16 protein-coding genes are annotated in these 13,900 nt (G+C 70.8%); 9 read left to right on the plus strand and 7 right to left on the minus strand.

The annotated features are described in order from the left end of the window. Positions 1–4: 4 nt before the first annotated feature. Both A4R43_RS07405 and A4R43_RS42595 read right to left on the minus strand, forming a co-directional pair. Positions 5–337 (minus strand): bestrophin-like domain, encoded by a 333-nt coding sequence (locus A4R43_RS07405; RefSeq protein WP_162788359.1) that lies wholly within the window; start codon positions 335–337, stop codon positions 5–7. After that, on the minus strand, positions 334–792 hold the full coding sequence (locus A4R43_RS42595) for a bestrophin-like domain (protein ID WP_162788360.1): 459 nt from the start codon (positions 790–792) through the stop codon (positions 334–336). The genes A4R43_RS07405 and A4R43_RS42595 overlap by 4 nt, the downstream gene beginning before the upstream one ends. Positions 793–1,032: 240 nt before the next feature. On the opposite strand from A4R43_RS42595, the gene A4R43_RS07410 reads away from it, so the two are divergent. After that, positions 1,033–2,526 carry a CocE/NonD family hydrolase gene (locus A4R43_RS07410; RefSeq protein WP_113691633.1) on the plus strand — a complete coding sequence of 498 codons (1,494 nt, stop codon included), beginning with the start codon at positions 1,033–1,035 and terminating at the stop codon, positions 2,524–2,526. Here A4R43_RS07410 and A4R43_RS07415 read toward each other — a convergent pair. Further along, positions 2,504–3,076, minus strand: a complete 573-nt coding sequence (locus A4R43_RS07415; protein WP_113691634.1) for a TetR/AcrR family transcriptional regulator — start codon at positions 3,074–3,076, stop codon at positions 2,504–2,506. The two genes, A4R43_RS07410 and A4R43_RS07415, sit on opposite strands and share 23 nt — an antisense overlap. Positions 3,077–3,180: 104 nt before the next feature. On the opposite strand from A4R43_RS07415, the gene A4R43_RS07420 reads away from it, so the two are divergent. Further along, positions 3,181–4,092, plus strand: a complete 912-nt coding sequence (locus tag A4R43_RS07420; RefSeq protein ID WP_113691635.1) for an NmrA family NAD(P)-binding protein — start codon at positions 3,181–3,183, stop codon at positions 4,090–4,092. Positions 4,093–4,196: 104 nt separating this feature from the next. Here the strand turns inward: A4R43_RS07420 and A4R43_RS07425 are convergent, their stop codons facing one another. The 4 genes from A4R43_RS07425 to A4R43_RS07440 are packed head-to-tail and all read right to left on the minus strand — an operon-like array spanning position 4,197 to position 7,056. Then, positions 4,197–4,994, minus strand: a complete 798-nt coding sequence (locus A4R43_RS07425) for an SDR family oxidoreductase (RefSeq protein WP_113691636.1) — start codon at positions 4,992–4,994, stop codon at positions 4,197–4,199. A gap of 46 nt (positions 4,995–5,040) precedes the next feature. Further along, positions 5,041–5,790: a polysaccharide lyase family 7 protein gene (locus tag A4R43_RS07430; RefSeq protein WP_113691637.1), complete on the minus strand. Its 750-nt coding sequence runs from the start codon at positions 5,788–5,790 to the stop codon at positions 5,041–5,043. Between the two features lie 33 nt (positions 5,791–5,823). Continuing rightward, complete coding sequence (locus tag A4R43_RS07435) at positions 5,824–6,327, minus strand: GNAT family N-acetyltransferase (protein ID WP_113691638.1); 504 nt, start codon at positions 6,325–6,327, stop codon at positions 5,824–5,826. A 24-nt stretch (positions 6,328–6,351) separates the two neighbouring features. After that, the gene (locus A4R43_RS07440; protein WP_236808822.1) at positions 6,352–7,056 is read right to left on the minus strand and encodes an IclR family transcriptional regulator; all 705 of its coding nucleotides are present in this window, start codon (positions 7,054–7,056) and stop codon (positions 6,352–6,354) included. A gap of 95 nt (positions 7,057–7,151) precedes the next feature. On the opposite strand from A4R43_RS07440, the gene A4R43_RS07445 reads away from it, so the two are divergent. From A4R43_RS07445 to fahA, 7 genes are read left to right on the plus strand one after another with little or no spacing between them, the layout of a single operon-like run. Beyond that, on the plus strand, positions 7,152–7,553 hold the full coding sequence (locus tag A4R43_RS07445; protein ID WP_113691639.1) for a nuclear transport factor 2 family protein: 402 nt from the start codon (positions 7,152–7,154) through the stop codon (positions 7,551–7,553). 29 nt (positions 7,554–7,582) lie between these two features. Further along, a complete protein-coding gene (locus A4R43_RS07450) occupies positions 7,583–8,416 on the plus strand; it encodes an SDR family NAD(P)-dependent oxidoreductase (protein WP_113691640.1) in 834 nt (277 codons plus the stop codon). Continuing rightward, the gene (locus A4R43_RS07455; protein ID WP_113691641.1) at positions 8,409–9,203 is read left to right on the plus strand and encodes an SDR family NAD(P)-dependent oxidoreductase; all 795 of its coding nucleotides are present in this window, start codon (positions 8,409–8,411) and stop codon (positions 9,201–9,203) included. Before A4R43_RS07450 ends, A4R43_RS07455 begins: the two co-directional genes overlap by 8 nt. Beyond that, positions 9,200–10,612, plus strand: a complete 1,413-nt coding sequence (locus tag A4R43_RS07460) for an FAD-dependent oxidoreductase (RefSeq protein ID WP_113691642.1) — start codon at positions 9,200–9,202, stop codon at positions 10,610–10,612. The genes A4R43_RS07455 and A4R43_RS07460 overlap by 4 nt, the downstream gene beginning before the upstream one ends. A gap of 37 nt (positions 10,613–10,649) precedes the next feature. After that, positions 10,650–11,957: an MFS transporter gene (locus tag A4R43_RS07465; RefSeq protein WP_113691643.1), complete on the plus strand. Its 1,308-nt coding sequence runs from the start codon at positions 10,650–10,652 to the stop codon at positions 11,955–11,957. Then, on the plus strand, positions 11,954–12,739 hold the full coding sequence (locus A4R43_RS07470) for a hypothetical protein (RefSeq protein ID WP_113691644.1): 786 nt from the start codon (positions 11,954–11,956) through the stop codon (positions 12,737–12,739). Before A4R43_RS07465 ends, A4R43_RS07470 begins: the two co-directional genes overlap by 4 nt. Next, entirely contained in the window at positions 12,736–13,899 is a 1,164-nt protein-coding gene (gene fahA, locus A4R43_RS07475) for a fumarylacetoacetase (protein ID WP_113691645.1), read from the plus strand. The genes A4R43_RS07470 and fahA overlap by 4 nt, the downstream gene beginning before the upstream one ends. Position 13,900: the final 1 nt, after the last annotated feature.

Raw genomic sequence — 13,900 nt, forward strand, 5'->3', positions numbered from 1 at the left:
GGAGCTAGACAGGCTTCCCGGTTTCGTCGCAGGGCAGCTGGCCGGGACCATAGACGGCGGCGTAGTCGTCCGCGAGGTCGGCGGCGGTGTCGTGGATGGCGGCGCTGTCCACGGCGATCGCCCCCGAGAAGGGCTCGTCCACGTCGTTGATCACGAGCAGCGAACCGATGAACAGGGCCGCCGTGGTGACCACCGCGGCCAGGTGGAACAGGTTGCGTTTCACCGGGATCGAATACGCGAACCCGCCGATGGTCAGCGCCAGGGTCAGCGCCATGAACCAGAATACCGCGTCCGGAATGGACGGACTCGCCTCGGCTATCCTGGCCTGCCGTTTCACCGACCTTTCCTTGTCCGCCTGCACGAGCATTTCGAAAACGGCGTCGCCCTTGTCCATGCTTTGAAGCTTTCGCGGAAACCGGTGGTCCACACGCTGGGCGCGGGGGAGTTGCGCCCGTCCGCCATCGCGGGCCATTCCAGCTCGCCCACCGCGCGGGCGTAGCAGACCGTGCCCGCCTGCAGGCGCTGCCGCACCGGCTCCGGCGCGTAGTCCGCGGTCTCGAACATGTGGTCAACCACACCGGCTTCGGCGGTGGCGGCTTCGTCCGCCTCGCTGAACGACTCGGCGGCGGCGACCAGCACAAAAGCCAGCACCAGCACGGCGAGCGTTTCGATGGGACTGGTCATGTCCTTGCGGGAAGGAACGTCGTCGTCCTCGGTGCGCCCGCGGATGAGGCGATTCGCGAGCCAGCCCGCCAGCACGGCCGCGACAATGAGCAAGGAAGTCACCAGCACCGGCTCAGGATAGGCAGGTCAGGCACCCGCGATATACCGCTGCGGCGGGTGTTCACCCCAAGCGGTATTCGGTGAGATTTATTCACGAATCCGGAAAAGGAGGCGTCCGGGAACGGAAATGAAGTCCGCGCGGGCAGCCGGGGACTCATGCACGTGGTGCATCAGTGCATGCGAAACCCTTGCTTGACCTCGCTGGTTCCGGCGCCCAGAGTCGGGAGCTGTCGACGGTGAGGAGATGCGATGAAGCGCCTGCTCGTGCTGATGGCCACGATCGTGGCCGCCGGATCGTTGTGCGCCGCCCCGGCGGGTGCGGCGCGGTCGTTCTTCGGGTACGAGCGGCCCGCCGTCCACGAGGTGCACAGCGAAGCGCTCCCGGTGCCACTGCGCGACGGCGGTCATCTCGCCTGCCGCCTGCACCGCCCGGCGGACGCGGCCGGGAAGCCCGTCTCCGGGCGGTTTCCCGGCATCGTCTACGACTTCAACGCGTACGACAATCTCGACCAGCTCGCCGCCGAATCGGCGTATTTCGTGCGGCGCGGGTACAACGTGCTGTCCTGCAACGCGCGCGGCTCCGGTGCCTCGCCGGGGCGGATCGACCCGTTCAGCGCCCAGGAGCAGGCCGACAACCACGACGTGATCGAATGGCTGGCCGCGCGCCCGTGGTCGACCGGCCGGATCGGGCAGCTCGGCGTCAGCTACGGCGCGCACGCGGCGCTGCTGGTGGCCACCAGCAAGCCGCCGCACCTGGAGACGATCATCCCGGTCAACGGCATCTCCGACTGGTACGAGAACACCATCTACCGCGGCGGCATCTACTCGGCGCGCATTCGCGACTGGCAGCGGCAGGTCGCGCCGGACACCCTGCGCACCTACGCCGAACACCCGTACTACGACGACTTCTGGCGCGAGCGCAGCGTCAAGGACCGTTGGTCCGAATTGGACATTCCGGTGCTGGAGATCAATGGCTGGCGCGACCGGTACCGCGGTGGCATGGTGGAGAACTTCCAGGCCCGCAGGGAAAACGTGTGGCTGGTGTCCGGGCCGTGGGAGCACGGCCTCCCGGCCGGGCAGCCCGCCGGGATCGGCCCCGGCGAGTACCTGGCGTGGTTCGACCGGTGGCTCGGCGGACGGCGCGCGCCACTGCCGCCCGCGAAGGTCACCTCGCACGGCACTCCGGACGAAGGCTGGCGGGCATTCAGCGACTGGCCGCCCGCCGAAGCGGACAGGACCCGGTTCGCGCTGACCACCGCGGGCGAACTGGCCAGGTCGCCGGGCGCGCCGGGCACGCGCGAATACCGCGTCAACACGGAGACCACGCCCGCGGAACCGGGGGAGAAGCTCACCTTCGGCACCCCGCCGCTGCGGCGGGACCTCGTGCTCGCGGGCCGGCCGAAGGCGGAAATCGAGGCCTCGGTGACGGCCTCGGACGGAAACCTGGCCGCGGTGCTGGAGGACGTCGCGCCCGACGGCAGCACGACCCGGGTTTCCGCGGGCTGGCTGAAACTCAGTCACCGCCACGGTCACACCGCGCCCGCCCCCGTCCATTCAGGACAGTGGTATCGGACCACAGTGGACCTCTGGCCGGTGCACCACCGCCTCGCCGCCGGGCACACGCTGCGCCTCACCGTCGCCAGCGACGACTACCCGGAGATCGACTCGGACGCACCGGCGGGCTCGGTCGCCCTGCGCCTCGGCGCCGGTGGCTCCGCCCTCACCGTGGACGTCCTCCGGTAAGCGGCGACAGCCCGGCGACGGCCAGCCGGAACAGGCGGTCCGCGGCGGCCGGGTCGGGGCGGTGCTCGGTGGCGAGCACGATGCCGACGATCAGCGTGATCAGGTCGGTGAAGGTGACCTCCGCCGGTACCGCACCATCCCGCACGGCGCGGTCCAGCAGCGGGGCGGCCGCCGCTTCCAGCATGGCCGCGCACGAGTTCTCGTGCACCGGGTCGGGCACGTCGTAGGCCAGCGCCGCCGCCAGGCCCCGCGCGGTGGCGGAGTAGGCGACCACCTCGCCCAGCCATTCGAGCAGCGCGTCCCGGCTGTCGCCGCGGCCGGTCAGTTCGCGGGCGCGGTCGCTCAGCGCCTCGATCCGCTGGTGGGACACGGCTTCGAGCAGGGCGTGGCGGGTGGGGAAGTGGCGGCGCACGGTCGCCGAGCCGACCCCGGCGGTGCGCGCGATCTGTTCGAGCGAGGCCGCGGCGCCGTGGGCGGCGACCTCTTCCTCGGCCACCGCGAGGATGCGCGCGTAGTTGCGCCTCGCGTCCGCACGCTGGTGTTCCGGCATGGCCTGACCTCCGGGTTTGCTAAGTGGCGGGCCCCGCCGTATCGTAGCGGAAGCTAAGTGGCGGGCCCCGCCGTTTAGTCGAACCCCTTCGCTCGAGGAGTGTCATGTCCACTGATTCCGCCCCCGTCCTGGTCACCGGCGCCACCGGCGGGCAGGGCGGGGCCACCGCCCGCGCCCTGCTCGCGGCCGGGGTGCCCGTCCGCGCCTTGGTGCGCGATCCCGGTCGTGCCAAGGCGATCGAGGCGCTCGGCGCCGAACTGGTCACCGGCGATCTGCACGACCGCGAGTCCGTGCGGCGGGCCGCCGAGGGCGTCCGTGCGGTGTTCTCCGTGCAGATGCCCGGCATCCGCGACGGCGGCTTCGACTTCGCCGGGGAACAGGCCCAGGGTGTCAACCTGATCGAAGCCGCGAAGGCCGCCGGGGTGCCGCAGTTCGTGCACACCTCCGTTTCCGGTGCCGGGCAGCACACCGCGGAACCGGCCTGGGCCGAAGGCCGCTGGGGCACGCTGGAACCGTCGTTCCAGGCGAAAACCACGATCCAGGACCGGCTTCGTGACGCCGGTTTCGCCCGCTGGACGCTGCTCAAGCCGGCGACCTTCATGGAGAACTTCCTGCCGTCGATGCGGTACATGTTTCCGCGTGGCCTCGAGGGCGGGCTGGTGACCGTGCTCAAGCCGACGACCCACCTGTCGCTGATCGCGGTGGACGACATCGGCGCCGCGGCCGCCGCGGCGATCACCGAGCCGGAGCGCTTCCACCAGGTCGAGCTGGAGCTGGCGGGCGACTACCTGCCGATGAAGCGGATCGCCGAAATCCTGTCCGATGCTTGGGAAACACCGTTGTCCGCGCCGGACATGACCGAGGACGAAGCCGTCGCCGGCGGGATGCCGCCGATGGGTGCTTCGCTCGAGTGGCTGAACCTCGTGGGACAGCCCGCCCGCCCGGAGTTCGCGGCCGAACTCGGCCTCCCGCTCACCAAGTTCGACGACTGGGCGCGACGCTCACGCGAACGGTAATCGGAGGCTCACCGGAAATGTTGCCTGCGCTCCTGGGCCACTCCCGTGTTTTTGGCTGTGGCCCGGGGCAGGGAAGGGCGCGAATGTGGCGGGCTGGGTAGCGGTCAATTGCCGCGGGGGCGCCAGCGGGCGAAGCCGCCTTCGGTATTGAGGACCTGGCCGGTGATCCAGCGGGCCTCGTCCGTGGCGAGCCAGGCGATGAGCCGGGCCGGGTCGTCCGGCTTGCCGAAGCGGCCGAACGGGAACATGGGCTGGACGGTCCGCCACATCTCCTCGGTCAGGTAACCGGTGTCGACCGGGCCGGGGTTGACCGTGTTGACCCGGATCCCCTCGTCCGCCAGCTGGTCGGCCAGCGTTGTGGTGATACCGGCGAGCGCCGCCTTCGAGGCGGCGTAGGCGACCTCGCCGGGCATCGGGCCCAGTGCCTGGCCGGAGGTCATGAACACCACCAGGCCGTCCCGCCCCGGCACGTGCTGTGCGGCGAACGCCTGCGCCAGCAGGATCGACGACCGCGCGTTCACCACCCAGTGGCGGTCCAGCTCGTGCGCGGTGAGCGCGCCCAGCGGACCGTCCTCCCCGGTCAGGGCGTGGTTGCAGACCAGCACGTCCACCGGGCCCGCCGCCGCCAGCAACCGGTCCGGGGCGAGCGGGTCGGCGAGGTCGGCGTGCAGGTCGGTGATCGTCGCGTCCGGCAGGGCGTGGTCGCGGACCCCGGCGAGCACGGCACCAAGGTCGTCCGCGCCCCAGTCCTGCTGCTCGTCGTGCGGCCGGTAGTGGTGCAGCACCAGGTTCGCGCCGTAGGAAGCCATGGTCCTGGCGATGGCGAACCCGATGCCCGCCCGCCGGCTCACCCCGGTGACGAGCGCGGTCCGGCCTCGCAGCGGAAACGGCTCACGTGCCATCGATCCTCGCTTTCGGTGCCCGGGCAGGAGGACCTCCAGCGTAGGACTAGTCCTCGTGCGTCACGGTGAGGCCGTAGACCTCGACCTCGCCGTAGTTGCCGTCGTCACACGGGGCCGACTTGTCGCAGTTGGCCTGGGTGTACGCGCCGGCCTTGAAGTACCCGCCGGAGAAGGAGGCGGGCAGGGTGGTCTGCAGTTCGCCGTTGTAGTACGCCTTGATCTCGCCGTCGCTGACCACGAACTTCGCTTCGAACCGGGTGCCGAGCTCGTAGTCGTCGGTGATCAGGTGGTGGTCGCTGGTGTCGCCGTCGGTGACGTACAGCTTGCGGCCTTCCAGCCGGAACACCGACACGTCGTCCTCGGAGTCGTGGATCTGCCCGGCGACCACGTGCGGCTTGTCCGCGGGCACGGCGGTGATCGCCTGGTCGATGGTCATCGTGTGGGTGCCCGACTTGGCCGGCCACGCGGCTTTCTCGCTGCCGTCCATCTCGCGGAGTTCGGAGCGCGGGTAGTTCGACCCGCTGGTGGTCACCCCGTTGACCGCGGCGCGGAACTGGACGCCGTCGCAGGCCTCGGTCGGGGTGAACCACGGATCGACCGCGTACGTGGCCAGCTCGGGCTGCTCGACGTTGAGCGGCTTCTCGTCGTCGCCGATCGGGAGGCCGATGTACCAGTTGGCCAGGTCCAGCACCTCGGCCGGGTACTGGCAGGCCGCGCTCGCCGGCGCGGCCGCCGCCGGGGCGCTGAGCCCCGTGGCCAGTACCAGGGGCACCAAGGTCGTCGCCCACCGCTTCATCACACGTTCCCCGCTTTCCGGTTGCTCGTCCGGTCAGGAATTCTCGGGCCGGACGGGGGAGCGGGTGGCCCGATGGCCGGAACCGGTCAACTGCAGGAGCTTCGGCGAGGCCGCGAAACCACACCGCTCGTACGCCGGGATCGCGCGTGCTGACGAGTGCACGGTGACCCGCTCCAGGCCGAGGTCGTCGGCCAGGCGGAGGAGCGCCTCGATCAGCTGGCCGCCTACGCCGCCGTCGCGAGCTTCCGGCACGACGTACACGCACTGCACGTCACCGGATGCCCGCTCGAACGCCCGCGGCGTCGGCACGCGTGGTGTGATCGCGAGAAAGCCCATCCCGATCACCTCGTCCTCGCGCAGCACGACGAGGCAGCGGTGGGTGGCCGCGTTTTCCTTGGTCCACTGAGCGAACTCGCCTACGAACGCGTCGCGGCCGGTGTCAGGAAGGCCGTCCTGCTCGGCCACCCAGCGCCACCGCAACCCGGCGACGGCTTCGAACTCGGCGGGCCGGGCGGCACGGATTCGGATCTTCGTCACGTCCCCATCTTGCGGGACCGCGGCTCAGTGGAGCAGGTCGCCAAGGCGGCGTGCCGCGTCGACCACCAGGCGGCCCAGTTCCCCCGGGTTGGGCGCGTCGAACAGCGACAGGCCGATGCTGGTGTCCTCCCGGCCGGTCGGCACCACCGCCGAGATGCCGGTGATGCCCGAAGCGATTTCCCCGCTGGACACCGCGAAACCCCGCTCGCGCGCCAGCGTCACGGCTTCGCGCTCCCCGTCGCGCGGCGGCCCGGCGGCCAGCAGGGCCAGGCCCGCCGAGCCGCGGTCGATCGGGTCCAGCTGCCCGGTCCGGAACGACACGTGCATCCGCGCCCGCCGCGGTTCCACGATCATCAGCATCCGCACCTGGTCCGGCCCTTCGCGCACGACCAGGTGCGCCGACGCCTGCGCGGTCTCGGTCAGCTCCTCCAGCACCGGCCGCGCCAGCGTCCGCAGGTCCTGCTCGACCGGCTCCGCCAGCCGCACCAGCCCGGCGCCCAGGGTGATCCGCTTGTACCGGTCGCGGCGGCACAGGTGGTGCGCCTCCAGCGTCCGCACCAGCCGGTGCGCCACCGTCCGGTGCACGCCGATGCCGTCGGCGATCTCGGTGAGGCTGAGCCCGCCGGGGTGCGCCACCAGCAGCTCCAGCACCTCCAGTCCGTTGTGGAGCGTCTTCGACAGCCCCGATCCGGGCAGGTCACGGGCGGAACTCGAGTCGACCACGGACACAGGACTCCCTTGACGACGAACCGGGTGCGGCTTACCGTTGCGACATATTAGCACGCCGCGTGCGAATATAGCACGTTCCAGTGAAGGAGCCAAGCATGACCGTGCCGGCACACGAGGTGATGGCCGTGCACCAGCTCTACGGCGCGCAGAGCCACGCCATCGACGAGGGCCGCGCGGCGGACTGGGCGGCGACCTTCACCCCGGACGGGGAATTCCGGTCGCCGAGCTATCCCGAACCGGCGATCGGCACCGCCATGCTCACCGCCTTCGCCGAGCGGTTCCACCAGAGCTGCGCCGAGTCCGGCGAAACGCTGCGGCACGTGGTCAGCACGATCGAGGTCCGGCCCGGCGGCGACCCGGACACCCTGCTCGTGCGTGCCTACCTGCAGATCACCGGACCGTCGCGGCTGCACCGGCTGACCGTGCTCGCCGACGAACTCGCGCGCACCGGCGACGGCTGGCGCGTCCGGCGGCGCGCCGTGCACCGCGACGCCTGAACCCCCACCACCACAAGGAGAAAAACCCGATGACCGACCTCGTCCCGACCGGCCCCGGACGGGTCCTGCACCAGCCGGTGACCGCGCTGTACCCGGAGTTCCCCGGCAAGGTCGCGGTGATCACCGGCGCGGCACGGGGGATGGGCGCGCGCTTCGCCGCCGGGTTGCTGGCCCGAGGGGTCGACGTGGTCGGTGGCGACCTCGACGGTGACGCGATGACGGCCACCGCCGCCGAACTCAACGACCAGGCGCCGGTCGAGGCGCTGGAAGCCAAGCCGGGCCGGATCATCGCCGCCCAGCTCGATGTCACGAAGGCCGAGGACCACGTCGCGCTCGCGCAGCGCGCCATCGACGAGTTCGGCCGCATCGACTTCTGGGTCAACAACGCCGGGATCTTCCCGTTCGCCGAAATCGCCGACATCACGCCGGAGCAGATCCGCGCCACGCTCGCGGTCAACGTCGAGGGCGTGTTGTTCGGCGCGCAGGCCGCCGCCGCGCACATGCATCCCGGCAGTGCCATCGTGAACATGTCGTCGGTCTCCGCGGTGCGGGTCCGCCGCGGCCGCGGGGCCTACTGCTCGTCCAAGGCGGCCGTCGCGCACCTGACCGAATCGCTCGCCGTCGAGCTGGGCGACCAGGGCATCCGGGTCAACGCGATCGCGCCAGGGTACATCGACACCGAGATGACCCGCTGGATCCAGGACGACGCGCCCGCGCTGGCCAAGGCGCTCGACGCCGTTCCGCTGCACCGCATCGGCTCGCCGGAAGAGGTCGTCGGTGTGCTGCTGTTCCTGCTCTCGGACAGCGCCCGGTACGTCACAGGCCACAGCCTGGCCGTGGACGGCGGTTCACGGCATGTCTGAGCACCACGAGCCGGTGTCCTATCCGGACGTTGTGCTGATCACCGGCGCGGCGGGCGGCATGGGCGCCAACCACGCCCGCGCGCTGGCCGCCCGCGGGGTTCACGTCTGCGTCGCCGATGTCGCCGACACCGCACCGGTCGCCGCGGAAATCCGCACGGCTGGTGGTGCGGTTTCGGAATTCCGGCTGGACGTGACCGATCCGGTTCAGTGGACTGCCGTCGTCGGGCGGATTCGCGCCGAACTGGGCTCGCTCGGCGGGCTGGTCAACAACGCGGGCATCTCGCGGCGGCTCGAATTCCTCGACACCACCCCGGAAATCTGGGATCGGGTGCTGGCGGTCAATCTCACGGGTCCCTTCCACGGCATGCGTGCGGCGGCCCCGCTGCTGCGCGACTCCGGCGGCGGCTCGATCGTCAACATCTCGTCGATTTCCGGGCAGATCGGCTACTTCTCACCCGCGTACTCGTCGAGCAAGTGGGGGCTGACCGGACTGTCCAAATCGGCCGCGGGCAACTTCGCGCGCTGGGGCATCCGGGTCAACTCGGTGCACCCCGGACTGGTCGGGACCGCGTTGCTCGACGGCGCTGACACATTCGTCTCGGCGGCGGTGGCCAGCATCCCGGCCGGTCGCATGGCCACGCCGGACGAGATCACCGACGCGGTGCTCTTCCTGCTGTCGGACCGGTCCACCTACCTCACCGGCAGTGAGGTCACTGTGGACGGTGGGCTGGTGTCCAACGGCCTCTACCACCGCATCGTCGCCGAATCGGGAGGTGAGCTGGGATGACGGAGCGAATCGACGTTGTCGTGATCGGCGGTGGCGGCGCGGGGCTGGCCGCCGCGGTTTCCGCCGCCGAGCGTGGTGCGTCGGTGCTGCTGTTCGAGTCGGAACGCGAACTCGGCGGCTCCACGCAGTTGTCGGCGGGCATGCTCACCGCGGCGGGCACCAGCGTGCAGGCCGAACTCGGCATCACCGACTCGGCCGAGAAGTTCTTCCAGCACTACCAGGACCTCAACCAGTGGCAGCTGAAACCCGGGTTGGTGCGCACCTTCTGCGAGCAGGCCGGGCCCGCCGTCGAATGGCTGATCGGACTCGGCGTCGAGATCCCGGCGCGGGTGTCCCACGACGCGCACACGCCCGGCCTGACCAGGGCCGGGGTGGAGGACGTCTGGCGCGGGCACGTGCCGAAGGACCAGGGTTACGGTGTGGTCCAGGTGCTCGCCGGGGCGAGCCGGAAGTCCGGAGTGGACATCGTGCCGAACACCCGCGTCGAGCGGCTGCTGGTCGACGACGGCCGGGTCACCGGGGTGGTCGCGGACGGGATCGAGGTGCACGCGGGCGCGGTGGTGGTGGCCAGCGGCGGATTCGCGCGGGAGCCGAGCTTGCTGGAGCGGTACTACCCGTCGGCCGTCGCGGCCGGTGGTGACCTTTTTGTGGTCGCCGCGGAAGGTTCGCGCGGTGATCACTTCGGCTTCGGTGCCCAGGTCGGTGCTGCCATCGCGGGGGAGGGCTGGGGCCTGCTGCTGCCCACCGCCTACTTCCAGCGGCTGCACCACTGGCAGTCCGGTTTCCCGCCGGTGTCGCGCGTGCTGGTGAACCGGCACGGCCGCCGGTTCATGGACGAGGACGCCTCCTACGCCGTGTCGAGCGGGATCATCGACGCCCAGCCGGGTCCGGTGTGGATGGTCTTCGACGAGCGCGCCAGGACCGGGCTGCCCGGCGGGTACGCGCACTGGAACGCCGAGCACGTGCTCGCCGAAGCCGAAGCGGGCCGCACGCTGCGCGCGGACACGCCGGAGGAACTGGCCGGGAAGATGGGCGTGCCCGCCGCCGGGCTGCGAGCCACGCTCGACCGCTGGAACGCCGGACTGCCCGCGGGCGGGGAAGACGCGGAGTTCCTCCGGCACCGGTCCCTGTCCGCGAAGGGCATCACGCGACCGCCGGAACCCATCGGCCAGGCCCCGTTCTACGCCGCGCGCACGGTGCCCGCGGAACTGGTCTGCACCCACGCCGGGCTGGAGATCGACGCCGGTGCCGCCGTGCTCGACGAGCGCGGGAACCGCGTGCCCGGGCTCTACGCCGCGGGCGAGGCGGGCGCCGGTGTGCTCGGAAACCGTTACGTGGGCGGCGGGAACGCCGTCGCCAACGCCGTCACCTTCGGCCGGATCGCCGGCCACGCCGCGGCCGCGGGCTGAGCCCGCCCCGGATTTCACTCAACGTCGAGGAGAACCCATGTCCCTGCCCGCCACCCCCGCCGCCGCGGCGGACTCCGAACTCGGCAAGCGCACCATCCGCAAGGTGGCCGTGCGGATCATGCCGATCGTCGGGCTGCTCTACATCTTCAACTACATGGACCGCGCCAACATCGGCTACGCCCAGCTCGGCATGGCCACCGAGCTGGCCATCGACGCGGCCACCTTCGGCATCGCCTCGGCGATCTTCTTCCTGGCGTACGTGGTCTTCGAGATCCCGAGCAACATGATCATGAAGAAGGTGGGCGCCCGGCTGTGGCTGTCCAGGATCGCCATCAGCTGGGGCATCGTCACCGTGCTGACCGGGTTCGTCGCCGACGTGACCCAGTTGCTGATCGCCCGGATCCTGCTGGGCATCGCCGAAGCCGGGCTGTTCCCCGGCCTGCTGCTGTACCTGACGCTGTGGTTCCGCGGGCGTGAGCGCGGCCGCGCCATCGCCACGCTGGCGCTGGCTCAGCCGATCGCGCTGGTGCTGGGCAGCCTGAGCGGCGGCTGGATCCTCGACCACGTGCACTGGCTGGACATGAGCAGCTGGCAGTGGGTCTTCGTGCTCCAGGGCGCGCCCGCGGTGCTGATCGGCGTGCTCACGCTGCTCTACCTGCCGAACAAGCCCGCCGACGCGCGGTTCCTCTCGAAGGAGGAGAGCGGCTGGTTGCAGTCGGAGATCGACAAGGAGTACCAGCCGGAACGGAAGGAGACCTTTCTCGGGCAGCTGCGGGCGGTTCGCAACGGCAAGGTGCTGCACCTGGCGGTGGCGAACCTGTTCATCGCCTGCGGGCTCTACGGGCTGACCTTCTTCCTGCCGTTGATCGTCAAGCAGCTGGACCCGGCGTACTCGTCGACCAACATCGGCCTGCTGGGCGCGGTGCCGTACGTCGTCGGCGCGGTCGGGATGTTGTTGCTGGCACGCAACTCCGACCGAACCGGTGAGCGCAAGCTGCACGTCATCGCGCTGGTCCTGGTGGCCGCGGTCGGCTTCCTCGGCGCCATCCTGTTCAAGACCACGCCGGTGCTGTCGCTGATCAGCCTGTCGCTGGCGGCGGTCGGTGTGCTCGGCTACCTGGCGCCGTACTGGGCGATGGCCGCGAAGGTGCTGTCCAAGGAGCACACCGCGGTCGGCCTCGCCGGGATCAACTCGATCGCCGCGCTGGGCGGGTTCTTCGGCCCGTACGCGATCGGGCTGGCGGCCACGGAGACCGACGTGACCGTCGGCCTGTACTTCCCGATCGGCTGCCTGGTGGTCTCGGCGATCATGCTGTCGTTCCTGCGGGTCCCGAGGGAAGCATGAAAGCGCTGACGGAGGGGCTTTTCGACGACGCCGCGGTGTTTCCGCCCGGCTCGGCCAGTTTGCCCGACGCGTTGACCGCCCACTTCGGACATCGCCGGGCGTGGTACGCCGGAATGGTCGGCCCGCTCGTGCTGGCCGAGTCCATGTTGGACTCCTTGGGCGACGCCCGGCCCGCGGTCGCGCTGACGTTCCCGGGTGGCCCGGACCGGGTGCCGGCGGTTCGCGCGCGGGCGGCGGCGATGGGTGTGCGCGTGGTGGCCTGGGAGATCGCCGGGGCCTTGCCGTCCGGTTTGGACGGTGACGTGTACGTTGAGATCCCGCGTGACGAACGGCGGCTCCAGGTGCTGGCTTCGCTGGCGGGAACGCCGTACCGGGCCAAGTTCCGGACCGGCGGGGTGACGGCGGATCTCTACCCGTCGGAAGCGGAACTGGCTTCCTCGGTGTGCGCGGCGGTCCGGGCCGGGGTTCCGTTCAAGGCCACCGCCGGTCTGCACCACGCGCTGCGCAACACCGATCCGGAGACCGGCTTCGATCAGCACGGCTTCCTGAACCTGTTGCTGGCCACCGACGCCGCGGTGCGGAACGGGGGAGAGGAACGGGTCGAAGCGCTCCTGGCCGAGCGGGACGCCGACGTGGTCACCGCCCGGATTCGCGAGTGGACACCGGAGCGGGTCGCGATCGCCCGCTCGTGGTTCACCTCGTTCGGCACGTGCAGCATCGAGGAACCACTGGCCGAACTGACCGCACTGGGCCTGCTGGGCCCGGACCGAGGAGAACGATGATCCCGCACGATTCGCTGTTCGGCCCGGACAACCTGCCCTACGGGGTGTTCTCGGCCGGGGGTTCGGCGCCCCGGGTGGGCGTGCGTGTCGGGGATTCCGTCGTCGACCTGGCCGCCGCCCTGGGTGACGACGTGTTCGCGGCGCCGACCCTGAACCCGTTCATGGCGCAGGGGTACGACCGGTGGGTGGCGGTGCGTTCGCGGATCACCGACCTGGTTCGCGGGGAACTGCCCGCCGACGTCGTGCACGCGGTGGACGACGTGCGGATGCACCTTCCGTTCGAAGTCGCCGACTACGTGGACTTCTACGCTTCGGAGCACCACGCGTCCAATGTGGGCAGGCTGTTCCGGCCGGGCGCCGAGCCGCTGCTGCCGAACTGGAAGCACCTGCCGGTGGGCTACCACGGCCGGGCGGGCACGGTGGTGGTGTCCGGGACCGGCATCGTGCGCCCGTCCGGGCAGCGCAAGTCGCCTTCGGAGCCCGCGCCGGTGTTCGGCCCGAGCACGCGCCTCGACATCGAAGCGGAACTCGGTTTTGTGGTGGGTACGGGCACCCCGCCGAACACCCCGATCCGGCCCGACGACTTCGCGCGGCACGTGTTCGGGGTGGTGCTGGTCAACGACTGGTCGGCGCGGGACATCCAGGCTTGGGAGTACGTGCCCCTGGGGCCGAACCTGGGCAAGAGCTTCGCGACCTCGATCTCGCCGTGGGTGGTGCCGGTGCTGGCGCTGGAGGGCGCGCGGGTGCCGCTGCCGGGGCAGGCCGATCCGGAGCCGCTGCCGTACCTGCGGGAGAGCGCGTCGTGGGGGCTGGACGTCGAGCTGGTGGTGCGGTGGAACGGGGAGGAGGTCAGCCGCCCGCCGTACCGGGAGATGTACTGGTCGCCCGCGCAGATGCTGGCGCACCTGACGATCAACGGTGCTTCGGCGCGCACCGGGGACCTCTTCGCCTCAGGCACCGTCTCCGGCGCGGCGAAGGGGGAGCGGGGCTCCTTCCTGGAACTCGCCTGGGGCGGCGCGGAACCCCTGACCGTCGGCGGGGAGGCCCGAACCTTCCTGCTCGACGGCGACGAGGTCACGATCACCGCCAGCGCGCCCGGCCCCAACGGCACCCGGATCGGGTTCGGCGAGGTGACCGGCCGCGTGCTCCCGTCTGTATAAC

It is taken from the genome of Amycolatopsis albispora, assembly GCF_003312875.1.
Taxonomy (GTDB): domain Bacteria; phylum Actinomycetota; class Actinomycetes; order Mycobacteriales; family Pseudonocardiaceae; genus Amycolatopsis; species Amycolatopsis albispora.

Excerpts from the sequence above, each read along its gene's own strand:
- A4R43_RS07430 (WP_113691637.1), bottom strand. The coding sequence starts at position 5,790 with ATGAAGCGGTGGGCGACGACCTTGGTGCCCCTGGTACTGGCCACGGGG.
- A4R43_RS07420 (WP_113691635.1), top strand. The coding sequence starts at position 3,181 with ATGTCCACTGATTCCGCCCCCGTCCTGGTCACCGGCGCCACCGGCGGG.
- A4R43_RS07450 (WP_113691640.1), top strand. The coding sequence starts at position 7,583 with ATGACCGACCTCGTCCCGACCGGCCCCGGACGGGTCCTGCACCAGCCG.
- A4R43_RS07470 (WP_113691644.1), top strand. The coding sequence starts at position 11,954 with ATGAAAGCGCTGACGGAGGGGCTTTTCGACGACGCCGCGGTGTTTCCG.
- A4R43_RS07425 (WP_113691636.1), bottom strand. The coding sequence starts at position 4,994 with ATGGCACGTGAGCCGTTTCCGCTGCGAGGCCGGACCGCGCTCGTCACC.
- A4R43_RS07465 (WP_113691643.1), top strand. The coding sequence starts at position 10,650 with ATGTCCCTGCCCGCCACCCCCGCCGCCGCGGCGGACTCCGAACTCGGC.
- A4R43_RS07460 (WP_113691642.1), top strand. The coding sequence starts at position 9,200 with ATGACGGAGCGAATCGACGTTGTCGTGATCGGCGGTGGCGGCGCGGGG.
- fahA (WP_113691645.1), top strand. The coding sequence starts at position 12,736 with ATGATCCCGCACGATTCGCTGTTCGGCCCGGACAACCTGCCCTACGGG.
- A4R43_RS07455 (WP_113691641.1), top strand. The coding sequence starts at position 8,409 with ATGTCTGAGCACCACGAGCCGGTGTCCTATCCGGACGTTGTGCTGATC.
- A4R43_RS07445 (WP_113691639.1), top strand. The coding sequence starts at position 7,152 with ATGACCGTGCCGGCACACGAGGTGATGGCCGTGCACCAGCTCTACGGC.
- A4R43_RS07415 (WP_113691634.1), bottom strand. The coding sequence starts at position 3,076 with ATGCCGGAACACCAGCGTGCGGACGCGAGGCGCAACTACGCGCGCATC.
- A4R43_RS07410 (WP_113691633.1), top strand. The coding sequence starts at position 1,033 with ATGAAGCGCCTGCTCGTGCTGATGGCCACGATCGTGGCCGCCGGATCG.